Source organism: Kribbella sp. NPDC048837 (assembly GCF_055586945.1).
In genome coordinates, this window is record NZ_JBVJHF010000003.1 from 441082 (window position 1) to 463341 (window position 22260).

The 22260-nt window shown below is 70.1% G+C and carries 23 protein-coding genes; 10 read left to right on the forward strand and 13 right to left on the reverse strand.

Annotated features, from left to right (window positions below; all coding sequences use genetic code 11):
• Position 1: 1 nt before the first annotated feature.
• On the reverse strand, positions 2 to 1198 hold the full coding sequence (locus ACZ6O0_RS17705) for a class I SAM-dependent RNA methyltransferase (protein ID WP_465765978.1): 1197 nt from the start codon (positions 1196 to 1198) through the stop codon (positions 2 to 4).
• Complete coding sequence (locus ACZ6O0_RS17710) at positions 1195 to 3225, reverse strand: APC family permease (protein WP_465765979.1); 2031 nt, start codon at positions 3223 to 3225, stop codon at positions 1195 to 1197. The genes ACZ6O0_RS17705 and ACZ6O0_RS17710 overlap by 4 nt, the downstream gene beginning before the upstream one ends.
• A 95-nt stretch (positions 3226 to 3320) precedes the next feature.
• Between ACZ6O0_RS17710 and ACZ6O0_RS17715 the strand changes: the two genes are divergently transcribed.
• Positions 3321 to 3983, forward strand: coding sequence for a potassium channel family protein (locus ACZ6O0_RS17715; RefSeq protein ID WP_465765980.1), 663 nt, complete (start codon positions 3321 to 3323; stop codon positions 3981 to 3983).
• Positions 3983 to 4657, forward strand: a complete 675-nt coding sequence (locus tag ACZ6O0_RS17720) for a potassium channel family protein (protein ID WP_131341098.1) — start codon at positions 3983 to 3985, stop codon at positions 4655 to 4657. Before ACZ6O0_RS17715 ends, ACZ6O0_RS17720 begins: the two co-directional genes overlap by 1 nt.
• Before the next feature lie 582 nt (positions 4658 to 5239).
• Here the strand turns inward: ACZ6O0_RS17720 and ACZ6O0_RS17725 are convergent.
• From ACZ6O0_RS17725 to dut, 4 genes are all read right to left on the reverse strand, one after another.
• A complete protein-coding gene (locus ACZ6O0_RS17725) occupies positions 5240 to 6022 on the reverse strand; it encodes a DUF3159 domain-containing protein (RefSeq protein WP_465765981.1) in 783 nt (260 codons plus the stop codon).
• Positions 6015 to 6404 (reverse strand): OB-fold nucleic acid binding domain-containing protein, encoded by a 390-nt coding sequence (locus ACZ6O0_RS17730; protein WP_465765982.1) that lies wholly within the window; start codon positions 6402 to 6404, stop codon positions 6015 to 6017. Before ACZ6O0_RS17730 ends, ACZ6O0_RS17725 begins: the two co-directional genes overlap by 8 nt.
• A gap of 18 nt (positions 6405 to 6422) precedes the next feature.
• Positions 6423 to 7079 (reverse strand): DUF3710 domain-containing protein, encoded by a 657-nt coding sequence (locus tag ACZ6O0_RS17735; RefSeq protein WP_465765983.1) that lies wholly within the window; start codon positions 7077 to 7079, stop codon positions 6423 to 6425.
• 72 nt (positions 7080 to 7151) lie between these two features.
• Positions 7152 to 7604 carry a dUTP diphosphatase gene (dut, locus tag ACZ6O0_RS17740; RefSeq protein WP_465765984.1) on the reverse strand — a complete coding sequence of 151 codons (453 nt, stop codon included), beginning with the start codon at positions 7602 to 7604 and terminating at the stop codon, positions 7152 to 7154.
• Between the two features lie 52 nt (positions 7605 to 7656).
• On the opposite strand from dut, the gene ACZ6O0_RS17745 reads away from it, so the two are divergent.
• Both ACZ6O0_RS17745 and ACZ6O0_RS17750 read left to right on the forward strand, forming a co-directional pair.
• Entirely contained in the window at positions 7657 to 8112 is a 456-nt protein-coding gene (locus ACZ6O0_RS17745; protein WP_465765985.1) for a DUF3093 domain-containing protein, read from the forward strand.
• Positions 8113 to 8141: 29 nt separating this feature from the next.
• Positions 8142 to 8468, forward strand: a complete 327-nt coding sequence (locus tag ACZ6O0_RS17750) for a DUF4235 domain-containing protein (protein ID WP_465765986.1) — start codon at positions 8142 to 8144, stop codon at positions 8466 to 8468.
• Between the two features lie 74 nt (positions 8469 to 8542).
• Here ACZ6O0_RS17750 and ACZ6O0_RS17755 read toward each other — a convergent pair whose 3' ends face one another.
• From ACZ6O0_RS17755 to ACZ6O0_RS17765, 3 genes are all read right to left on the reverse strand, one after another.
• On the reverse strand, positions 8543 to 8842 hold the full coding sequence (locus ACZ6O0_RS17755) for a DUF4193 domain-containing protein (RefSeq protein ID WP_130379292.1): 300 nt from the start codon (positions 8840 to 8842) through the stop codon (positions 8543 to 8545).
• Positions 8843 to 9137: 295 nt separating this feature from the next.
• Positions 9138 to 9938: an inositol monophosphatase family protein gene (locus ACZ6O0_RS17760; protein WP_465765987.1), complete on the reverse strand. Its 801-nt coding sequence runs from the start codon at positions 9936 to 9938 to the stop codon at positions 9138 to 9140.
• Positions 9939 to 10011: 73 nt separating this feature from the next.
• The gene (locus ACZ6O0_RS17765) at positions 10012 to 11091 is read right to left on the reverse strand and encodes a ferrochelatase (protein WP_465765988.1); all 1080 of its coding nucleotides are present in this window, start codon (positions 11089 to 11091) and stop codon (positions 10012 to 10014) included.
• A gap of 48 nt (positions 11092 to 11139) precedes the next feature.
• Here ACZ6O0_RS17765 and ACZ6O0_RS17770 point away from each other — a divergent pair, with 48 nt between their 5' ends.
• Both ACZ6O0_RS17770 and ACZ6O0_RS17775 read left to right on the forward strand, forming a co-directional pair.
• Positions 11140 to 12339: an MFS transporter gene (locus ACZ6O0_RS17770; protein ID WP_465765989.1), complete on the forward strand. Its 1200-nt coding sequence runs from the start codon at positions 11140 to 11142 to the stop codon at positions 12337 to 12339.
• A 39-nt stretch (positions 12340 to 12378) separates the two neighbouring features.
• A complete protein-coding gene (locus ACZ6O0_RS17775) occupies positions 12379 to 13107 on the forward strand; it encodes a MerR family transcriptional regulator (protein ID WP_465765990.1) in 729 nt (242 codons plus the stop codon).
• On the opposite strand, the gene ACZ6O0_RS17780 is transcribed toward ACZ6O0_RS17775, so the two are convergent.
• Positions 13090 to 13701, reverse strand: a complete 612-nt coding sequence (locus ACZ6O0_RS17780; RefSeq protein WP_465765991.1) for a trimeric intracellular cation channel family protein — start codon at positions 13699 to 13701, stop codon at positions 13090 to 13092. The genes ACZ6O0_RS17775 and ACZ6O0_RS17780 overlap by 18 nt on opposite strands.
• A 56-nt stretch (positions 13702 to 13757) precedes the next feature.
• Here ACZ6O0_RS17780 and ACZ6O0_RS17785 point away from each other — a divergent pair, with 56 nt between their 5' ends.
• Both ACZ6O0_RS17785 and fdhD read left to right on the forward strand, forming a co-directional pair.
• Complete coding sequence (locus ACZ6O0_RS17785) at positions 13758 to 14732, forward strand: phosphotransferase family protein (RefSeq protein WP_465765992.1); 975 nt, start codon at positions 13758 to 13760, stop codon at positions 14730 to 14732.
• Positions 14733 to 14751: 19 nt separating this feature from the next.
• Positions 14752 to 15585, forward strand: a complete 834-nt coding sequence (gene fdhD / locus ACZ6O0_RS17790; RefSeq protein WP_465765993.1) for a formate dehydrogenase accessory sulfurtransferase FdhD — start codon at positions 14752 to 14754, stop codon at positions 15583 to 15585.
• Here fdhD and ACZ6O0_RS17795 read toward each other — a convergent pair.
• Positions 15569 to 18319: an AAA family ATPase gene (locus ACZ6O0_RS17795; protein WP_465765994.1), complete on the reverse strand. Its 2751-nt coding sequence runs from the start codon at positions 18317 to 18319 to the stop codon at positions 15569 to 15571. The two genes, fdhD and ACZ6O0_RS17795, sit on opposite strands and share 17 nt — an antisense overlap.
• A complete protein-coding gene (locus ACZ6O0_RS17800; protein WP_465765995.1) occupies positions 18316 to 19443 on the reverse strand; it encodes a metallophosphoesterase family protein in 1128 nt (375 codons plus the stop codon). The genes ACZ6O0_RS17795 and ACZ6O0_RS17800 overlap by 4 nt, the downstream gene beginning before the upstream one ends.
• A 106-nt stretch (positions 19444 to 19549) precedes the next feature.
• On the opposite strand from ACZ6O0_RS17800, the gene ACZ6O0_RS17805 reads away from it, so the two are divergent.
• On the forward strand, positions 19550 to 20095 hold the full coding sequence (locus tag ACZ6O0_RS17805) for a GNAT family N-acetyltransferase (protein WP_465765996.1): 546 nt from the start codon (positions 19550 to 19552) through the stop codon (positions 20093 to 20095).
• A complete protein-coding gene (locus ACZ6O0_RS17810; RefSeq protein WP_465765997.1) occupies positions 20088 to 20585 on the forward strand; it encodes a phosphatase domain-containing protein in 498 nt (165 codons plus the stop codon). The genes ACZ6O0_RS17805 and ACZ6O0_RS17810 overlap by 8 nt, the downstream gene beginning before the upstream one ends.
• A gap of 1 nt (position 20586) precedes the next feature.
• On the opposite strand, the gene ACZ6O0_RS17815 is transcribed toward ACZ6O0_RS17810, so the two are convergent.
• A complete protein-coding gene (locus ACZ6O0_RS17815; protein ID WP_465765998.1) occupies positions 20587 to 22260 on the reverse strand; it encodes an ABC transporter substrate-binding protein in 1674 nt (557 codons plus the stop codon).

A 22260-nucleotide genomic window follows, 5' to 3' on the forward strand; every position in this document is an offset into this window, starting at 1 on the left:
GCTACCCGAGGCCACCCCCACTCACCACTTCACTGTCCACAGGTTCGAGAATGGCCACGCACTCGATGTGGTGGGTCATCCCGAACAGGTCGAACGCCCGCAGCGACGCGATCCCGTACCCGAGCCGCCCGAACGTCTTCAGGTCCCGCGCCAGCGCCGCCGGATCACACGCCACGTACGCCACTCGCCGCGGTCCCAGAGCGGCGACCCGACGTACGACGTCCTTCCCGGCACCCGTCCGCGGTGGGTCCAGGACGACCAGGTCGACGTGCTCGAGCCCCTTCCCGGCCGCCACGTTCAGCACCCGGTCGACGTCACCGTTCTCCAAGGTCACGTCCGGCAGGTCGTGCAGGTTCCGCCGAGCGTTGCGTACGGCGTCCTTGTCACCCTCGATCGCCAGCACCGCACACCCAGCCTCGGCCAGGAACGCCGCGAACAGCCCGACCCCTGAGTACAGGTCCAGTGCCGTCTCCCCCGCCGCCGGCTCCAGCCCACTCAGTACGGCGTCCACGAGCGTCCCGGGAGCCGCCGGGTGCACCTGCCAGAACCCACCGGCCTCGACCCGGAACCGCCGGCCGCGCACCACCTCGACGACCCGCCCACCGCCGTCCGCGTCGGTCAGTACGGCGGTCTTGCCCTCGGACGACACCACAGCCTGTACGGACGACGCATCCGGCCAGCGCTCTCTCAGTACGTCGGGAGTCCCGGGATGAGCGATCAGACACCGGTCGATCGGGATCAGGTCGTGCGAGCGGTGCGCGTACATCCCCGGTCGCCCGTCCACCACGGCGTACCGCATCCGGGTCCGCCAGCCGAGGCCGTCGTCGCCCGGGGACTCCATCACGATCGTGCGCTCGATCCCGCCGATGCGCCGGAGCGTGTCCGACACCACGGTCGCCTTCAGCCGGCGCTGCTCCACGATGTTGGCGTGCTGGAAGTCACAGCCGCCACACCGGCCGGGGCCGGCGTACGGGCAGGGTGGCTCGATCCGTTGTGGGGACGCCGTGAGCACCTGGACGGCGTCCGCCCGCAGGTACTTGGCGTTCTGCTCGGTGATGCGAGCGTGCACCAGCTCACCGGGCAACGCGTGCCGGACGAAGACCACCTGTCCTTCGTGCCGGGCTACACAGTGTCCTCCGTGCGCGACCGGCCCGACCTCCAGCTCGACTACCGTCCCGACGATGTCCTCGTCTGTCACCGATCTCCTGACCCCTTGCGGGCTCCACGCCGTACCTGGCCTGCGACCCGTTCTACCCGGTCCTGCCGCTCCTCCGCCTCACTCGCCGAGATCAGCTGGTACGGAACGGACGTAACCATCACACCAGGTGTGAACAAGAGCCGCCCCTTGAGCCGCAGGGCGCTCTGGTTGTGCAGGAAGTGCTCCCACCAGTGGCCGACGACGTACTCCGGGATGTAGACCATCACCACGTCCCGCGGGGACTGCCGCCGGATGTCCCGGACGTACTGCAGGATCGGCCGGGTGATCTCCCGGTACGGCGAGGCCAGCCGCTTCAGCGGGATCGGGATCCCCCGGGTGTCCCACTCGGCCTGGAGCTGGTCCGACTCGTCGCGATCGACGTCGACCGTGACCGCCTCGAGCATGTACGGGCGCGCCGCCTTGGCGAACGCCAGCGCCCGCAGGGTCGGCTTGTGCAGTTTGGAGACCAGCACGATCGCGTGCACGCGGGACGGCAGCATCAGCGGCTCGTCCCCCTCGGCCGCCATCTGCTTGCGGACCGTGTCGTAGTGCCGGTGGATGCCCTTCATCAGCATGAACAGCACGCCCATCGCGATGATCGCGATGTACGCGCCGAGCAGGAACTTGGTGATCAGCACGATGATCAGCACGATGCCGGTCAGCGTCAGGCCGACCGTGTTGATCACCCGGGACCGCTTCATCCGGGCCCGTTGCCCCGGGTCCTGCTCGGTGCGCAGCAGCCGGGTCCAGTGCCGGACCATGCCGGTCTGGCTGATCGTGAACGACACGAACACACCGACGATGTACAGCTGGATCAGCCGGGTCACCTCGGCGTTGAACGCCACGATCAGCACGATCGCGAAGCCGGCCAGGATGACGATGCCGTTGCTGAACGCGAGCCGGTCGCCGCGGGTGTGCAGCTGCCGCGGCAGGTAGCCGTCGCGGGCCAGGATCGAGCCGAGCACCGGGAACCCGTTGAACGCCGTGTTCGCGGCCAGCACCAGGATCACGCCGGTCGCCGCCGCGACCAGGTAGAAGCCCGGCGAGAAGTGGTCGAAGATCCCCTTGGCCAGCTGACCGATCACGGGGTCCTGGTGGTAGCTCTCGCCGACCGGTACGCCGTTGTCGAGCAACTGGGTGGCCGGGTCCTCGGCGAACCGGACCTTCATCACGTTGGCCAGCGCCACCACGCTGACCACCATCGCGATCGAGATGGTGCCGAGCAGCGCCAGCGTGGTCGCCGCGTTCTTGCTCTTCGGCTTCTTGAACGCCGGTACGCCGTTGCTGATCGCCTCGACACCGGTCAGCGCGGCACACCCGGACGAGAACGCCCGGAGGATCAGGAACCCCATCGCCAGCCCGCTCGCGCCGTGCGCGAACTGGTTCTCGGCGGCGATGTCGAGGCCCGCACTGCTCGCGTCGGGCAGGGTCCCGAACAACAGCCGGCCGAAGCCCCAGGCCGCCATCCCGAGGATGGTGAACATGAAGATGTACGTCGGGATCGCGAACGCGGCCCCCGACTCGCGGACCCCGCGCAGATTCATCGTGGTCAGGAAGAGCACCGCGATCACGGCTGCCGTGGCCTGATGGCCTTCCAGGGCCGGGATCGCGGACGCGGCGTACTGGGCGGCGGAGGAGATCGACACGGCGACCGTGAGGACGTAGTCGACCATCAGCGCGCTGGCCACGGTGAGTCCGGCCGTCGGTCCGAGGTTCACGTTGGCGACCTCGTAGTCACCGCCGCCGGACGGGTAGGCGTGCACGTTCTGCCGGTAGGACAGCACCACCACGACCAGGACCACCGCGACGGCGAGCGAGATCTTCCAGGAAATGGTCAACGCCGCCAGACCGGCGATCGAGAGGGTCAGGAAGATCTCGTCCGGGGCGTACGCCACCGACGACAACGCGTCGCTGGCGAAGACCGGGAGGGCGATGCGCTTCGGCAGCAGGGTCTCACCCAGCTGGGTGCTGCGCAGTTTGCGCCCGAGCAGCAGCCGTTTACCGATATCGCCTAGAGCGGGAGTCACACCGGTGATGTTAGAGGGCGGCCTGGGTCGGTGTAGCGTCTATCCCTGCCGAACCGAGCCAGTGGCCCCCAGGCGGGGCAAGGAGTGATCACCGAGTGCACGTCGTCATCATGGGCTGCGGCCGCGTCGGGTCGACGCTCGCGCGAGGTCTGGAGAAGCGCGGCCACACGGTCGCGATCATCGACCAGTCCGCCGACGCCTTCCGCCGGCTCAGCCCGAACTACACCGGCCGGACGATCGTCGGGATGGGCTTCGACCGGGAGGTCCTGATCGAGGCCGGGATCGAGGACGCCGAGGCGTTCGCCGCGGTCTCGAACGGTGACAACTCCAACATCCTGGCCGCCCGGGTGGCGCGGGAGACGTTCGGCATCAGCAACGTGGTCGCCCGGATCTACGACCCGGGGCGCGCCGAGGTGTACCAGCGGCTCGGCATCCCGACCGTCGGCACGGTGCGCTGGACCGTCGACCAGATGATGCGCCGGCTGCTGCCGGAGGGCTCCGAGCCGGAGTGGCGCGACCCGTCCGGGACGGTCCGGCTCGCCGAGGTCCATGTGCACTCCGACTGGGTCGGCCGGCTCGTGCTCGACATCGAGAAGGCCACCGGCGCCCGGGTCGCGTTCCTGACCCGGCTCGGCGAGGGCATGCTGCCGCGGGCCGACACGGTCATCCAGGAGGGTGACCTGGTGCACGTGGTGATGCTGGAACGCGACGCCGCCGCGGTCGAGTCCCAACTCGGCACCAAGCCTGAGGAGCTGTGATGCGGGTAGCCATCGCCGGAGCGGGCAACGTCGGTCGTTCGATCGCCGGCGAGCTGCTGGAGAACGGCCACGAGGTGCTGCTGATCGACAAGGACCCGCGGGCGATCAAGGCCGAGTCGGTGCCGCGGGCCGAGTGGCTGCTGGCCGACGCGTGCGAGCTGTCCTCGCTCGAGGAGGCCGCGCTGCAGCGCTGCCAGGTGGCGATCGCGAGTACCGGCGACGACAAGGTGAACCTGGTCGTCTCGCTGCTCGCCAAGACCGAGTTCGGCGTCCCCCGGACCGTTGCCCGGGTCAACCATCCGCGGAACGAGTGGATGTTCAACGAGGCCTGGGGCGTGGACGTGTCGGTCTCGACACCGCGGATCATGTCCGCACTGGTCGAGGAGGCGGTCTCGGTCGGCGACCTGGTCCGGCTGTTCACCTTCCGCCAAGGCGACGCGAACCTGGTCGAGCTGACGCTGCCCGAGGACTCCCCCATGATCGGTCAGCGGGTCGGCGACGTCGACTGGCCGCTGGACACCGCACTGGTCGTCATCCTCCGCGAGGGCCGGGTACTGCGGCCGGACCCGGAAGGCACCCTCGAACTGAACGACGAGCTGCTGTTCGTCGCCGCGGACGAGACCGAGGAGCAGCTCGAGGACATGCTCTCCCCGCACCACCGTAAGTCTGAGTAAACAGACCCCCGCGTGCTACGCAGGCCGCTACCCTCGTCGCTGCGCTCCTCGACGCGCCTGCTCCGCGCGCTCCCACCCACCCACGGCTTGGCGCCGTCCTTGTCTTTGCTGGCTGCCGCCGGCGAGTTCCCGGCTACCGCCGGGGGTGGCGGGCTGCCGCCCGCGGTTCGCTCGCTGCCGCTCGCGTGCGACCACGTCTGCCGGATCCATCGTTGAACTGGGACGACGCACTGGTTGGCCAGCCTGGTCGACGCACGACGAGGAGCGCAGAGACGAAGTAGCACCGGCGTGTCACGCGGGGGGCCTATCCACCACATCCTGTTACCGCGGAGCAGCCGACGTAGGAGGTCGCACGCGAGCGGCAGCGAGCAAACCGCGGGCGGCAGCCCGCAGCACGTGGGCGGCGGCCCGCGCCATGTGGGCGGCAGCCCCACGTGCTCGCCCGGCGGTAGCCGGCAAAGAGAAGGACGGCGCTGAGCCGGGGGCGGGTGGGAGCGCGCGGAGCGGGCGCGTTGAGAAGCGAAGCGACGAAGTAGCGCCCGCGTAGCGTGCGTGGGCCCTGCGTGGGCCGTGGCCGGCTGGCTACTTCTTGTTGCCCCGGAGCAGGTGGGTGACGTGGTCACGGGTCTCGTCCCACTTCTCCGGCGGCAGCGATCCGCGCAGGACGGCGTACGCGAGCCAGAGCGCGAGCGCGTAGCACGGGAGGCCCAGGCCGATCTTCGCGATGCCGAGCGCGTTCAGGCTGCCGGTGAAGTAGAGCGGCACCTGGACGATCAGGCGGAGCGCGAACAGGCCGACGAACACCAGCGTGGCCCGGGTGAAGCCTTTGAGCATCGCCGGGTCCTTGCGCCAGGCCGTGCCGGTCTGGGTGATCACGCCGTACAGCACGCCGAACAGCGGCCAGCGGATCAGCACGGTGATCAGGTAGAGAGCGCCGTACCCGAGGTTGGTGAGCAGGCCGGGGACGTAGACGTCCTTGGCGTTGCCGGTGCGGTTCGCGACCCAGGCGGAGATCAGGACGCCGACGAAACCGCCGAAGACGTTGCGGAGCGCCTGCTTGCGGAGCAGCCGCAGCAGGGCGACCGCGGCGGCACAGCCGACCGCGACGATCAGCGCGACCCGCAGGTTGTGGTCGGTGGCCGCGTAGACGATCAGGAACGCGATCCAGGGCAGGCCGATGTCGAGCAGCGCGCCCCAGCCGCCGAGCGCGTGGAAGAAGTCCTTCTCGGTGGTCTGCGCTGGCTTCGCGGGCTCCTCGGCCGGCGGGGTGGTCGCGGCGGCTTCCACCTCGGGCTTCAGGATCTCGACCAGCTTCTCCTCCAGGTTTTCCTCGACCTGGTCCCGGCGCGACGTCGGCTCAGCCATGGGCGGCCGTCGGGCGGAGCTCGTACCGCGGGTTGAACATCACGCGGTCACCGTCGACGACCCCGATCCGCCCGGAGGCGATCAGTTCCGAGCCGGGGTGGATCCCGGCGATCTTGCGCCGGCCGAGCCAGATCAGCTTGACCGTGCCGGTGCCGTCGTACAACTCGCCCTCCAAGGCCGGTACGCCGCCGCGCGGGCTGAACGTGATCGTGCGCAGCGTTCCGTACAGCGTGACCATCTCCCGGTCGTGGCAGCCGGTGATCGACCGCGCACCACAGTCCTGCGCGAAGTCCTGGAGAACCTCGGCGTCCTGCTGGTCACGGTCTCCGGCCAGTCCCCGGAACGCGCGCTTCCACAGCCCCGCGGGTTTGTCACTACCCATGGTTCGAGTGTAGTCCCGTCACGCCTCTGGTTCGTCCGCCGGCTGAGCACCCGGCGGCAGCCGCAACGGCAGCGACTCGCGGACGGCCATCGGCTCGGCACCGCGGACCACGACGACGCTGCGCAGCGTCGCCTCCATCGGCGGCGCGGAGTCGGGCTCGACAGCGGCCCGGCCGAGCACCGTGGCCCGGAGCAGCCAGCGCGGACCGTCCACCCCGATCACCCGGGAGGTCTGGCTGAAGATCTGTCCTTCGGGGTCCTCGACCGGCACCACCAGCACGAGCTCGGTGCCGAACGGTCCCTCGGTCTCGGTCGCCGTACCGCCCATCCGGCTGGCCTCGGCGGCGATCTCGCGCCGGACCTCGTTCCAGATACCGGACTTCTTCGGGGCCGCGAACGCCCGCAGCTCGAGCGCGGAGTCCTCCAGCACGAGCAGGATCGCCTGCACCTGGCCGGTCTGCTCGTCGACCTGCAGCCGCAGCTCCATCCCCGGCATCCCGGTGATCACCAGCGCACCCAGGTCGATCCGGTCCTCCGCCTCCAGGACCGACGGGTCGACCTCGCTGGAGTCGAACGGCCCCTCGGCGCGGGGTTCCGCCGTTTCGGTCTCCTCGACGGTGGCTTCCGTCTCGGTCGTCTCGGGGTCTTCGTTCTTGGCCTTGCGGCGGAAAATCATTCTGTTTCCTTATGGTGTCGGTACAAGCCCGCCGTAGTTTCGCGCATCGGTCAGCTCAACTGGTGCACCTGTTCAGCGTGTCACACCACTGAAACCGCCGGTCGAGCCGTGTCCCCCTTCACCCCGCGCGGAGCCGGGCAGTGAGGTCACCTCGACGAACCGCGCCTTCTCCACCCGCTGGATGATCAGCTGGGCGATCCGGTCGCCTCGCCGCAGCGTCACCTCGGTGTGCGGGTCGTGGTTGATCAGGCACACCTTGATCTCGCCACGGTAGCCCGCATCCACGGTGCCCGGTGTGTTCACGAGCGACACCCCGTGCTTCGCGGCCAGGCCGGAGCGCGGGTGAACGAAGGCGGCGTACCCGTCCTGCAGGGCGATCGCGATGCCGGTGCCGACCAGGCCGCGCTCGCCGGGTTTGAGAGTGATGTCGCTCGAGGCCACCAGGTCCGCGCCGGCGTCGCCGGGATGCGCGTACGACGGGAGCGGCAGGTCGGGGTCGAGTCGCTGGATCAGAACCTCGGTCACGAGAGGCGACCCTATCGAGACGGCTGGACCACCCGCGTGCCAGGCTGGTCCCGTGGGCACATATCGCGAGCGCCTGAGCGTGCCGGTGGCGTGGTGGATCATCGGCACGGCCTTGGTCGTCACGCTCTTCGGGATCACCTACTTCCCTGTCGGGTCGTTCGGCGGCGCCCTCGTCGGTGGTGTGGCCGCGCTGATCCTGGTCCTCACCTTCGTCCAGTACGGCGGGGCGCGGGTCGAGGTGGACGGTGAGCGGCTGCGGGCCGGCAAGGCGGTCATCGAGCGGACCTATCTCGGCAAGGTCGAGGCCCTGACCGGGCAGGACGCGCGCGACGCGTTCGGGCGTGGGTGCGACCCGAAGGCGTACCTGCTGCTGCGGAGCTACGTGCGGGGCGCGGTCCGGGTCGAGATCACCGATCCGCGCGACCCGGCGCCGTACTGGGTGATCGCCACGCGGCATCCCGAACGGTTGGCGGCGGCGCTGACCGGGCACAGCGTGACAAGATCCTGACTGTCGGGGACTTGCAATAGGAGGCTGCTGTGGTCGGAGCGAAGATCGGCTGGAAGCTGGTGCTGGCCGTGTTCACGCTGGTGGTGGGCCTGGTCGTGAACAAGGCGGTCAGCACGGCCTGGAAGCTCGGTTCGGGCGGGAAGCCGCCGAAGCACGGCGAGGGCGGGTACGCCGAGGTGGTCACCTGGGCGGTGGCCAGTGGTGCCGCGGCCGCGGCGGCCAAACTGTTCGCCGAGCGGCGGGCGGCGGAGTACTGGCTGAAGTCGACCGGCTACGCGCCGCCGGGGTACGAGCAGGACGCGAAGGCGCCGGGCGGGCTGGCCAAGAGCATCGCGAAAGAGGTCCACGAGGACTGACGACGCACGACGGCGGGACCGTTCCCCTCGGGGATCGGTCCCGCCGTCGTCTCAGCAGAAGAAGGGCGCTGGTGTCAGGCTGCGCAGTCGCGGCAGATCAACTGCCCGTTCTTCGTCTCGGCGAGCTGACTGCGGTGGTGAACCAGGAAGCAGCTCGAACAGGTGAACTCGTCGGCCTGGCGCGGAAGCACCCGGACCGCCAGCTCCTCGTGGCTCAGGTCGGCGCCGGGCAGCTCGAAGCTCTCGGCGGCCTCGGCCTCGTCCTCGTCGACCTTGCCGGAGTTCTTGTCGTGGCGGCGAGTCTTCAGCTCCTCGATCGACTCTTCGGAAGCGTCCTCGTCCGTCTTGCGCGGGGCGTCGTAATCAGTCGCCATGCTCTTTCCCTGCCCTCTTCATACCCGTGGTGTTGCCTGCTGAGCCCTTGAACGGGTAGAGCGGCCGAGAAATTCCGCGCCGAAGCACCGCGCTGAATCTTCGTCCCCCGAAACCCTTGACAGCCAGGCCGGGACCGGCAAACACCGTTCCCGAGGACGGGATTGTGCCCTATAACCGGGCTAGATGCACGACTGGGTCCATGGTGTGACCCGCGTGTCGCCACAAATGTCAGGACCGAACACCATAATGCTCGTTAGTGCGCGATACTGCGCAGAAACAAGCAGTCACAGCCGTCTACGCGCGCAAGGGGTTCGCGGCCGCCAGCAGATCGTGGAACGGCCCGAACAGCGCCGGACTGGCCGCGATCGACATCTCCGGCGACACCGGCGCCCCGTGCAGCCCACCGATCGTCGCGCCGGCCTCGGCCGCGATCAGCGCACCCGCTCCGTAGTCCCACGGATTCAGTCCGCGTTCGAAGACCGCGTCCAGTCGGCCGCAGGCGACGTAGCACAGGTCGATCGCACCGACCCCGATCCGGCGGATGTCGCGGACCTTGGTGATCAGGTGCTGGATCACCTCGGCCTGGACCTGCCGGCGGCCCGGGTCGTAGCCGAACCCGGTCCCGACCAGCGCCGTGCTCAGCTCGGTGCACCCCGACACCTGGATCGGCTTACCGTCCACGAACGCGCCGCCGCCCTTGGTGGCGGTGAACACCTCGCCCTTGGGCGCGTCCACGACCACGCCGGCCACCGTCTCCCCGTCGTACTCGACCGCGATCGAGACGGCGTACGTCGGGAGGTCGTACAGGTAGTTGACCGTGCCGTCGATCGGGTCGACTACCCATCGCACGCCGCTGCTGCCGACCACGTCGTCACCCTCCTCGCCGAGGAACGAGTCGCCCGGGCGGGCCTGCAGGACCCGGGCCCGGATCAGCTCCTCGGACTCGCGGTCGACCGCGGTGACGACGTCGGTGACCGTGCTCTTGGTGTCGGCGACCGTGATCGTGCCGCGGCGGCGTTCGACGATCAGCCGGGCCGCCTCCTCCGCCACCTCCACGGCCAACTTCAGGAGGTCTTGGGGGCTCTCGGCGGTCATACACGTCCTCGCTTCGCTCCGGGCGCGCATGACCTTTTAGTGCTGTGCTTGTTGATGAACTCGCTCCGCTCGTTCATTGAGTTTCCTTAGGGGTAGGTCGGCGCAGGGGTGGGCAGCAGTCGTGGCGGCAGTCGTCCCAGGCCGGGCCGAGCTTTCCGACGCACGGCCGGGCCGGCTGCTCGCCGCGCTCGGCCGCGGCCCGCTCGACGACCAGGTCGCGGAGCATGGTGACGAACCTCTGGTCGGTGCCGGGGGTCGCGGCCCGGGCCATCGGCAGGTGCAACTTCTCGGCCGTCCGGGCGGCTTCGGTGTCGAGGTCGTAGATGACCTCCATGTGGTCGCTGACGAACCCGATCGGTACGACGGCGACCCCCGGAACGCCCTCGGCCGCGAGCGCCTCGAGGTGGTCGTTCACGTCCGGCTCCAGCCACGGCACCTGCGGCGGGCCGGACCGCGAGCAGTAGACCAGATCGGTCCGCCGGGTCTGCCCGGTCCGGCGCTCGAGCTCGGCACTGATCTCGGCGGCCACGTCCAGGTGCCAGTCGAGGTACGCGTTGCCGTCGGGGCCGCTGGTCGCGTTCATCGCGGTCGGGATCGAGTGGGTGACGTAGGCGATCGCCGATCCCTCGGGCAGCGTGCTCAGCGCCTCCGCGGTCGACTCGACGAACGAGCCGACGAAGCCCGGGTGGTTCGCGTAGTGCCGGAGCTTGTCGATCCGCGGCGCGTCCGGGACCTCGCGGGCCGCGTCCTCGAGGTTCTCCCGGTACTGCCGGCAGCCGGAGTACGACGGGTAGGCGGACGTGACGATCACCACAGCCCGGCGGATCCCGTCGGCGGCCATCTCGCGCATCGTGTCGGTCAGGTACGGCGCCCAGTTGCGGTTTCCCCAGTAGATCGGCAGGTCCAGACCGATCTCGTCGAACGACTCCCGCAGCGCCCTGAGCAGCCCACGGTTCTGGTCGTTGATCGGGCTCTTCCCGCCGAACGCGTAGTAGTGCTCGCCGACCTCCTTCAGCCGCTCGTCCGGGATCCCGCGGCCACGCGTCACGTTCTGCAGGAACGGCAGCACGTCGTCGGGCTTCTCGGGACCACCGAAGGACAACAGCAGGACCGCGTCGTACGGCGCGGCGGCAGGCGACTGGGGCAGCGGCATATTCCGAGTTTCTCAGACCGCCAACAGCTAAGGTGTTGCCGGTCCCTCATGCTCAAGCCCTACGTCCACCTCATGCGTCGTCCCGGTGCCAGTGCGTTCTTCACTGCCGGGATCATCGGGCGTATGCCGATCTCGATGATCGGGCTGGGCATCGTCATCCTGATCGCCCGCGAGAGCGGCTCGTACGGCCTGGCCGGCGCGGTCTCCGGTGTGGCCGTGATCGCCGGCGCGCTGACCGGCCCGATCCAGGGCCGGCTGGTCGACCGCTTCGGCCAGCGCACGCTGCTGCTGATCGGTTCGGTTCTCTGCACCGTCGCGCTCGGGGCCCTGCTCGTCGCGGTGCGTGCCGACTCGGCTACCTGGGTGCTGTACGCCCTCTCGTTCGTTGCCGGTGGCACCCGTCCGCAGGTCGGCTCGTTCGTCCGGGCCCGCTGGACGCACCTGCTCGGCCGCGGCCGGGCGCTGCAGACCGCGTTCGCCCTCGAAGCGGTCGGCGACGAGGTCGTCTTCATCGTCGGTCCGGTCCTCGTCACCGCGCTCGCCACCCAGGTCAGTCCGTACGCCGCTCTGTCCGCGGCCGGCGTACTGGGTCTGGCCGGCGGGATATGGCTCGCGTTGCTGGGCGCCTCCGATCCGCCCGGCCGTGGGAAGTCCAACGGTGCCGAGCAGGCGCCACTCCCCTGGGTCTCCGTCCTGCTGCTCAGCTTGGTCGGAGTCGGACTCGGCGCGACCTTGGGTGGCGCCGAGGTGGTCACGATCGCGTTCACCACCGAAAAGGGGCAGGCCGGACTGTCCGGCGTCGTACTGGCCGTCTGGGCGTTCGGCAGTCTGCTGGCGGGTCTCTGGTACGGCTCGGTGCACTGGCGTGCTCCGGTCGAGCGGCGGCTGCTGTTCGGCACGATCCTGCTCGCCGTCACCCTGGCGCCGCTGCCCTGGGTCAACAGCGTGCTGATGCTCGGGGTGGTGCTGTTCTTCTGCGGCACCACCATCGCGCCGACCATGGTCGCCGTCACCGCCTGCGTCGAGGAGTGGGTCCCGCCGCAGCGCCTCACCGAGGCGATCACCTGGACGGTCACCGGCATCCTCCTCGGCGTCGCCCCGGGCAACGCGGCCTCCGGTCACGCCGTCGATCTGTGGGGACCGTCCAAGGCGTACTGGGTCCCGTTCTCGATCGGCATCGCCTGCGCTCTGGTCGCCGCGGTCGCCACTACGTTCGCCCGGCCGAAGACGCGCTTCGCGCACAACTAGGCTTGTATCTCCTCTTACGGGAGATGTGAGGGTGTGGGCATGGACCACTCGATCGGTGCGGTCGCGCGACTGGCCGGGGTGTCGGTGAAAACCGTGCGGTACTACTCCGACCAAGGGTTGCTGGCATCACGGCGGACCGCTGCCGGTCACCGCAGGTACGACGATGACGCGGTGGCGCGGCTCGAGCTCATCCGGACGTTGCGTGCCCTTGGCATCGATCTGCCGACGGTCCGGGCGCTGCTGGAGCAGGAGCGCACGCTCGCCGAGGTCGTCACCGCACACGCCCAGGCGCTGGCGGTGCAGATCCGGACCCTGCGGTTGCGGCAGGCCGTCCTGTCGGTGGTCGCCCAGCGCCATTCCACTCCGGAGGAGCTCGAACTCATGCACGACCTCACTGCGCAGTCCGACCACGAGCGCCGCGCACTGATCGCGGACTTCCTGACCGCTGTCCTCGGCACCGAGCCCGAGCTCGCGGCGGTCCGGCAGAACCTGACCCCGGTGCTCCCCGACGATGCCGACGTACGGCAGGTCGAGGCGTGGCTGGAGCTGGCGACGCTGACGCAGGACGAGACCTTCCGGGCGTCGGTACGACGAATGGCCGTCGGCTACCGCGCTCTCGCCGCGGGCGAGCCGCTGTGGGCCGACCCGGAGTTCCGTGGCCGGCTGATCGAGCTTCGGCGTACCGAGGCCGACCCGCGCTGGCCGCGGTACCTGGAGTTGCTTGCCGTGATCAACGGCTGGGCCGCGCCGTCACGGGTTGCGGGGTAGCGGCGCGTTCCAGCCGCGGCGGATCGCGAGCAGCCGGATCGCGAAACAGGTCGCGGCCGCCGCGATCGGCACCCAGAGCGCGTGGTACTTCAGCGCCGCGGCGACGACCACGATGCCGGCGCCGAGGAAGGCCGGCGTGGCGTAGATCTCGGCCCGGAGGACCACAGGCACCCTGCCACTGAGGATGTCGCGGATCACGCCGCCGCCGATGCCGGAGATCGTGCCGATCAGGGCGGCCGGCAGCGGCGACAGGCCGTACTCGATCGCCTTCAGCGCGCCGGTCACGCAGAACAGCGCGAGGCCGGCCGCATCGAAGATGTTCACCAGCCGCTCCACCCGGCCGATGCCGGGATGCAGGAAGAACGTGAGCAGCCCGGCCACCACCGGCACCACGAGATAGCGCCAGTCCCGCAGCGCCGCCGGCGGGGTCGCGCCGAGCAGCACGTCGCGGATGAACCCGCCGCCGAGCCCGGTGACGAGCGCGAGCACGAGGATGCCGAACACATCGAGCTTCTTGCGTACGCCGACCAGCGCGCCGGTGATCCCGAACACGAAGATGCCGACCAGATCAAGCAGAACCACGGATCCACTCACACCCGCACGCTAAACCACGCGCGCCGGCCGCCCCGTCGGCTCTATCGTCTGTGGACATGACCGGAGCGCCCGACGTCGACTACACCGCGACCTCCCTGCGACCCGACTGGACCACGCTCCCAGCAGACCTCCACGAGGCCCTGGCCGTTGCCCTAGGCACCGAGATCGCCGGTGCGGCCGCTCCGGTCGCCTCCGGCTTCACCGGCGGGTTCGCCGCGCCGGTCCGGCTGGCCGACGGCCGCCGGGTCTTCGTCAAGGCCGCGGACGACACGATGCACGCCCACCGCGCGTACCAGCGTGAGGCCGAGGTCGTGCCGCAGCTCCCGGCCGCCGTCAAGGTGCCCGCGATCATCACCACCGCACAGGCGGAGAGCTGGTTCGCGGTGGTGTCGGAGTGGGTGGACGGGCGGATGCCGGGCACCCCATGGACGGCCGAGGACTTCGCGGTGGTAACCGCGACCTGTGAGCGGATCGCGGACGCGCTGGACCCGAGTCCGCTCGGCGGGCTGCGAAGCTTCCTGAGCGAGCTCGCGGAGGGCGAGTCGCCGCTGGACGTGCCGGCGCAGATCATCGCGGGTGACCGGCCGCTGCCCAGCGGACTGCAGCCGTGGGTACGGCGGATCCTGCCTGAGCTGGCCGACCTGGTCCAGTTGGCCCCGGAAGCCTTCGCCGGTGACGCGGCCGCGCACGGGGACCTGCGGCCGGACAACCTGATCATCGACGCCGACCGCACGTGCTGGACGGTCGACTGGAACTGGCTCGCGCTCGGGCCGCGCTGGATGGACTGGGTCGGGCTGCTTCCCATTGCGCAGCACCACGGCATCGACACGGCCGCCGCGATCCGCAGCAGCCCGTTGACCGCCGACGTACCGGCCGATCATCTCGACTGCTACAACGCGGCAGTGGCGGCGTACATGTTGCGCAACGCCGACGCGCCGCCACCGCCGGGGTGTACGCCCGCGCTGCGGGAGCATCAGCGGCTGTTCGCGTGGACCTTCCTCGACTGGCTCGCCGCACGCCGCGGCTGGTGAGAACGCCTACGGTGGAGGTATGAGCAAAGGCCCCACCACGAGGTTCAAGGTCGAGGTGCTGGACGGTGATCGGACGTCGCGGCGTGAGGACGTCGTCGTCACCGAGGAGCCGCTGGAGCTCCGGCTGGAGTGGCCGGGCAGGCCGCCCGAGCCGTTGGTGGTGACGATGCGGACACCGGGATCCGACTTCGAGCTGGCCGCCGGGTTCTGCCTCGGTGAGGGATTCGCGGTCCGCCCGGACGCGATCCGTTCGGTCGCCTACTGCACGGACGTGAAGCTGACGCGGGAGCAGCAGTTCAACACCGTCACGGTCACCTTCGACGGCCCGCCCGACCGCGAACCACCCCAGCGGTACGGCGTCACGTCCGCGGCCTGCGGTGTCTGCGGCCAGCAAAGCCTCGACGAACTCGCCGAGCGGAACTACGACCCGGTCGACCCCGTCGAGGTCTCGGTCGACGTCGTACGCCGCCTGCCGGACCTCCTCCGCGAAGCCCAGCCCACGTTCAGCCGGACCGGCGGCCTGCACGCGGCCGGCCTGTTCACCGCCGACGGCCACAAGATCGTCGTGAAAGAGGACGTCGGCCGCCACAACGCCGTCGACAAGGTCGTCGGCTGGACCGTCCTCAACCACCACACCCGCAAAGGCCTGGTCCTCGCCGTCAGCGGCCGAGCCGGCTACGAAATCATCCAGAAGGCCGTCGCCGCCGGCATCGGCATGATCGTCGCGGTAGGCGCCCCCTCCAGCCTCGCCGTAGACCTCGCCCGCCGCTCCAACATCACCCTCGCCGGCTTCACCCGAACCAACCGCTGCGTCGTCTACAGCGCCCCCGAGCGCATCATCCGTCCAGCTTGATGAAGGTGGCTTTGGGGACGTATTCGTAGCGGTCGGGCATGCAGGTGAGGATGATGATCTGGCCGTGGTCGCCGGCGCGGCCGAGGAGGGCGCCCATGTCGCGGAGGCGGGCCTTGTCGGACCAGCCGAGGGCGTCGTCGAAGATCACCGGGACGCTGCCGTCGCCGGTGCTGACCAGGTGGCTGATCGCGAGGCGGGTGATGATCGCGAGCTGCTCCTGCGCACCGGTCGACAATGCCTCGACGGGCAGCCGGACGCCGTCCAGCTCGCGTTCCGCGACGGCCAGGTCGTCGTCCAGCCAGATCCGGAACGACGGCCCGTAGACGCTGCGCCCGAGTGACTCGATCCGGCTCTGCAGCGGTTCGGAGTACTTCGTCTGTGCCTCGGCCCGGTGCCGGCTGAGCGTCTCGTGCACCCGCCGAGCCGCTTCGGCCCGGCGCCGCAGTCCGTCGTGCTCCGCGCGTACGGCGTCCAGCTCCAGGTCGGCCACATCGCGCCGCGTCGCCAGACCGTCCCGCCCGGACTGCTCCAGCCGGCCTTCGGTCGTCCGCAACGCATCGCGCAACGTGTCCCGCTCACCCTGCAGCCGGGTCGCAACCGCCAACGCGTCGGCCAGCTCGCCCGCAACCTGATCGGCCCCGGCCGCGTCCACCTGCTCCTGGACGCCGGTCAGCTCCTCGAGCACGGCCTCGACCTCGGTCGTCGCCTCGACCTCGGCCGCGGCCACCGCCTCGTCGTCGAGAACAGCCCGGGCCGCCTCCAAAGCCTCGACCGCGGCGGCCAACCGCTCCCCCGCGAGCTCCGACCGCGCCCGGGCCTGCTGCGCCTCGGACCGGTCCTCGTCCGCGGCCTTCCGCGCCTGCGCCGCCGCGAACTCCGCATCCGCCAGCAATCGCTCGGCCTCCGCCAGCCCGTCCCGCGCGTCCTCCAGCTGCCGCTGCGCGCCGGCCAGATCCCCGGGCTCCGAAGCCGGCATCTCGAAGTCGTCGAACAGCGTGTCGTGCGGCGACACGAACTCCTCGAACAGCGACATCTGCCCAGGGACACCCTCGACCGCGGCCTGCTTCCCGCTGGACTCCTCGGCCTCGTCCTCATCACCGAGCCGCGCGGTCAGTACGGCGATCCGCTCCCCCGGATCGCCGCCCGCCGTCAGCGACCGCTCGGTCCGCCGGGCTTCGTGCAACTCGGCCGACGCCGTGTCGGCCTTCCGCAGCAACTCCCGCGCGGCCGCGACGTCCTTGACGCCGGCCTTCTTCAGCAGATCCTTCTCACGCCGTACGGCGTCGTCGACCCGCGAGCGCAGGGTCGCCGCCTCGCCACCGGCCCGGACGGTCACCTCGACCTGCCCGGGCACGCCGACCACTAGCTCACCGGCGACCAGCACCTCGGTCGACTCGTCGAAACCCAGCTCGGCCGGCACCTCGCCGTCCAGCCCGGTCCCCGACAACTCGACCGGCTCCGCGCCAAGTCGCCGTACCGACACCTGCGGTACGCCGGCCGCCAGCGCCGCGCGGGCCTCGACGACCGCGGCGCGAGCGTCCTCCAACGCGGCGACGAGCGCGTCGTCGACCTTGATCCGGTCCAGGATCGTGCCGGCCGCGGCGATCCGCGCGCGGACGTCGACCAGCTCGGCCTGCTGACCGAGCAGCCGGTCGAGCTCGGCGCGATCCATCAGCTCGGAGACCCGGCGCTCTGCTTCCTGCACATCGGTCCGCCGGAGGTCCTTGAGCTCGACGACCTCCGCCAGCGCGGCCTCGGCCGCCTGCACCATCTCGGCCGCCGTCTTGGCGACCAGCTCCGCATCGGTCCGGCGATCGGCCAGCTCCGCATCGGTCTTCGTGAACCGCTCGGCCTCGTCGAGCAGGCGCTCCCGCTCGACCCGGGTCCGGGTGTGGTTCTCCAGCCGGGCGCGGGCCGTCTCGGCGCGGTGCCGGACCGAGTCGCGGCGGAGCAGGATCTCGTCGGTCGCCTTCTTGCGTTCGCGCAGTGCCTCGACCGAGGTGAGGTGCTCGGTCAGCCGGCCCGTGACGTCCTCGAGGTCCAGCGTCAGCCGCTCGGCGCGGCGGATGTCCTGCTGGACCTCCTCCATCGCCTTCAGCGCCTGGGCCGCGGCGAGCTCGGCGGCGACGACGGCCTTCTCGGACTTCGCGAAGTCACCGGTCGCGCGGCCGCCACGGGTCCAGTAGCGCAGGTACTCGTGCTCGACCGCGGACACCAGCGGCATCGACGCGCCGTCGACCGGTGTCCCGGACTCGGCCGTCACCGCGGTGATCAGCGGCTCCGCGTCGGCCGGCGTTGGCAGCACCAACGACTGGCCCTGGCTGACCATCAGGGTCTGCCACAGCACCGGGTCGACGTTCGCGTGGAAGAGCCGCTCGGCCTCGTTGTGCGCCTCGCGGCCGGTCCACGACCGGCGGCGGCCGTCGGGCTCGACCACGGCCAGCTCGGTGGAGCGGTTCTTCAGCCAGCGTTTGGTGTAGGTGAGCTCGCGGCCGCCCAGTGTCAGCTCGACGGTCACCTCCGGGCCGACGTCCTGGCCGACCGGCTGGATGTCGCGGATCCGGGTCGACTTGGAGTCGTCGGGCAGGTCGAAGATCAGCCCGAACGCCTCGACCAGGCTGGACTTGCCGACCTCGTTGTCGCCGACCACCACGGTGGTGCCGAGCGCGGGGAGCCGGACAATGCGGTCTTTGACGCCACGGAAGTCCCGCAGCGCCAAGCTGTGCAGCCTCATCCCGCGTCCTGCGCCAAGCGATGCATCAACGACAACGCGGCGCCCGCGCCTTCATCTCCACCGGCCAGCGCCTGCCGCAACTCCTCCATCGCGGCCCGGGCCGGACCACTCAGCTGCAACGCGTCCAGGTCCGCGGCGTCCGGAGCCGGCCGGACGGTCCAGAACTTCGTCCACCGCTCGACGCTCGCGAACACCTCGCCCTGTGCGTCGATCATCGCGTCCAGCTGACTCAGCAGTGGAAGCGGAAGCGATCCGTCACCGGCGAGCCGGACGTAGGTCCGCTCCTTCTCCGGCAGCTCCGCGAACCAGTCCTCCAGCGCCCGCAGCGACTCCTCGTCGAACAGCTCGACCCGATGGTCGACCATGTGCCAGGCGCCGACGCGCACCGGCTCGACAGCGATGCCGCCGCCGATCGTCACCTTGAGCACGTTGCCCGGAGCGTCCTCCTCGGGCGAGGTGACCTCCTGCGTCCCGGAGAACCAGATCCGATCGGTCACGCGCGTCGTCGAGTGCCGGTCGCCGAGTCCGACGTACTGCAGCCGTCCGTCCGCGACCGCCGCCTCCAGCGCCGCCTGATCGATCGTCGGTACGTCGGACATCCCGCCGGAGAGACTGGTCAGCTGGCCGTGCGCGAGCAGGATCCTGGTCGTCCCGGGCCCGGCCGGCGTCAGCTCGGCGTACCCCGGTGCGGCCGGGTCGGACATCGGCCGGCGGGACCGCCAGGGCGCGCCGACGATCTCCACCCCCGGCACGATCTCGAGCGGCGTGGTGCCGGTCAGAACGGTCACGTGGGAGGGTGCGTGCGCCTGCCACTGACTCGAGGTCCACAGCGAACCGGGCTCGAGCGCGTCGTGGTTGCCGGGCAGCAGGACGACCGGAACCGGGATCCGCTTCAGCGCCTCACAGGCCCGCAGGATGGTCTGCCGCTCGACCTGGTTGTGCTCGAACACGTCGCCGGTGACGACCACGAACGCCGCGGACGTGGCCTCGGCGACCTCGCCGATCCGCGCGACAGCATCCAGCCGGGCCTGCCCCCACCGGGCCTGGCCGTCCGGGCCCAGGAACCGGCGCAGCATCCCCAGCTGCCAGTCCGAACTGTGCAGAAACGTGATCGACTCGTCCATCGCGCTGAGAACGCTAACCTGCCCTGCCGACAACCGCCCAACCAACACACCCAGCACCCGCACACCGCCCACACTCCGGACACCGCCGGATGAGAGGGTCAGGAGCGTGGAGACGGAACGGTTGCGGTTGCGGCGGTTCGCGCCGACCGATGGGGAGTTACTGGTCGGGCTGGACTCGGATCCCGAGGTGATGCGGTTCCTGACCGGGAAGCCGACGCCGCGCGAGGAGATCGAGAACGTCGTCCTGCCGGCCATCCTCAAGGTCTACGAGACGCATCCGGGGCTCGGCACGTTCGCCGCCGAGCAGACGTCGGACGGTGCGTTCATCGGCTGGTTCGGGCTGCAGCCGACCGCCGACGCCACGACCGCGGACGTCGGGTACCGGCTCAAGCGGGCCGCATGGGGCAAGGGCTACGCGACCGAGGGAACACGAGCCCTGATCGGCAAGGCCTTCGGCGAGCTCGGGATGGAGCGGGTGATCGCCGACACCATGGCGGTCAACCACCGGTCCCGCGCGGTGATGCGGCACTCGGGGCTGCGGTTCGTCCGGATCTTCCACGAGCACTTCGACGATCCGCTGCCCGGCACCGAGTTCGGCGAGGTCGAGTACGCCGTCGACCGGCGGACCTGGGAAGCTGGACGACGTGCCTGACGATCCACGGCCGTACGCCGTACTCGACATCGACGCCACGCTGTCCGACACCAGCAAGCGGATCCACTTCCTGGCGAAGCGGCCGAAGGACTGGGACTCGTTCTTCGCGCACGCGAAGGAGGACGCGGTCCTGGACGAGGGGCTGGCGGTCGCGACGACGCTGGCGGCCGACCACGAGATCGTCTACCTGACCGGCCGGCCCGAGCGACTGCGCCGGGACACGCTGAAGTGGCTGGAGGCCAACGGCTTCCCCGACGGCAAGGTGTACATGCGCGGCAACACCGACCGCCGCCCGTCGGTGCTGATGAAGCTCGGCCGGCTGAAGCGCCTCGCCGAGGAGCGCCCGGTCGCCGTCCTGGTCGACGACGACGTCAAGGTCTGCGCGGCCGCGGAGAAGGCCGGCTACACGGTGATGAGGGCCGACTGGGGACTCGATGACGAGACCCAGCCGACCCTCTTCGAAGCTCAGGAATCCGACGGACGGACCTGAGTTACTTGCTCAGACCGACGATCAGCACGTTCGGGTACGGCGGGTACGGCGGCAGGTAGAAGTTCTGCACCTTCGACCCGTGCAGGAACGCGTTGCGGGCGTAGATCAGCGGGACGATCGGCGCGTCGGCCATGATCTGCTGGTCCACCGCGCCCCACATCCCGGCCGCCTTGGTCCGGTCCGACTCGGCCGTGGCCGCGGCGATCGCCGAGTCCACCGCCGGGTTGGAGTAGCGCGAGATGTTGTACCCGCCGTTGCCGATCTCCGACGAGGCGAACAGCGGCTGGATGTTGCCGATCGCGCTCGGGAAGTCCGGCAGCCAGCTCGACACGGTCAGGTCGAAGTCCGGCTTGTTCCCCGTAATCAGGTCGGTCAGCGGCTCGGAGTCGAGCGGCTTGATGGTGACCGTGATCCCGGCCCGCTTCAGGCCTTGCTGGATCGCCTGCGCCACGCCGAGACCGGTCGTGTTGTCGGCGGCCAGCACCAGGTTGAGGTTGCTGACGCCCGCGGCCGCGAGCATCTGCTTGGCCTTCTCCGGGTCGCCGGCCGGCGGCGCCTGGTACAGGTCGTACTTCGTGTAGCCGTCGATCCCCGGCGTGATCAGGGTCGTCGCGATCTCACCGCCGTACTCCGGACCGCCCTCGGCGACCTGGACGGCCTGCTTGTCGACGGCGTACTGGATCGCCTTGCGGACCTCGACGTTGGCCAGCGCCGGGCGCTTGGTGTTCATCGCCAGGTACTGCAGAGCGCCGGCCGGCGACGTCGCCACCCGGGCCTTGACCGCCGGGTTGCCGGTGATCGTCGGGATCAGCGCGGCCGGCACCGAGACGCCGGTGGCGGCGGAGAACTGGTCGTCGCCGGAGTCGGCGATCAGCCGCTGGTTGACCACGTCGGGCTGCAGGCCCATGTCGGTGACGATCGAGTCCGGCAGACCGGTCCGGGCCTGGTCGGTCGACTTGTCCCAGTTCGGGTTGCGGACCAGCACGAGCTTCGAGCCCGGGGTGTACGACTCGACCTGGTACGGGCCGCTGGCCATCGGCTTCTCGCCGTAGTGTGCCGGGTCGGTGTCGGCCTTCTTCGGCACCGGCGAGAAGGCCGGCATGCTGACGATCCACGGCCAGTCGCCGTACGGCTTGTTCAGCTTGAAGACGATTGTGGTGTCGTCCGGCGTCTCGATCGAGGCCAGCTCGCCGCCCTTGTACGGGCCCTGGTACTTGTCGCCGCCGACCAGCAGCGACTTGTGGTAGCCGAGGCCGCCGGACAGCTCCGGCGCGAACGACCGCTCGATGCCGTACTTGATGTCAGCGGCAACGATCGTCGACCCGTCGGCGTACTTCAGGCCCGGCTTCAGCTTGTAGGTCCAGGTCTTGCCGCCGTCGCTGACCTGACCGGTGTCGGTGGCCAGGTCGGGGACCAGCTCGGCCGCCTTGCCCGGGTCGGTCTTCCACGAGGTCAGGCCGCGCAGCACCAGGTGGATCGAACTGGTGCCCAGGTTCTGGCTCTTGGCCGGGTCGAGGCTGATCTCCTTGCTCGTGCTGAGCACATGGAAGGTGCCGCCCTGCTCCGCGGCCGCCGTGCTGCCACTGCCGGCAGTGGACTTGTCGTTGGCGTTGCAGGCGGCCGCCGCCAGCACCAACGCGGCCGCAACCGCGACCGCTCGGGTTAGGTGTTTCAT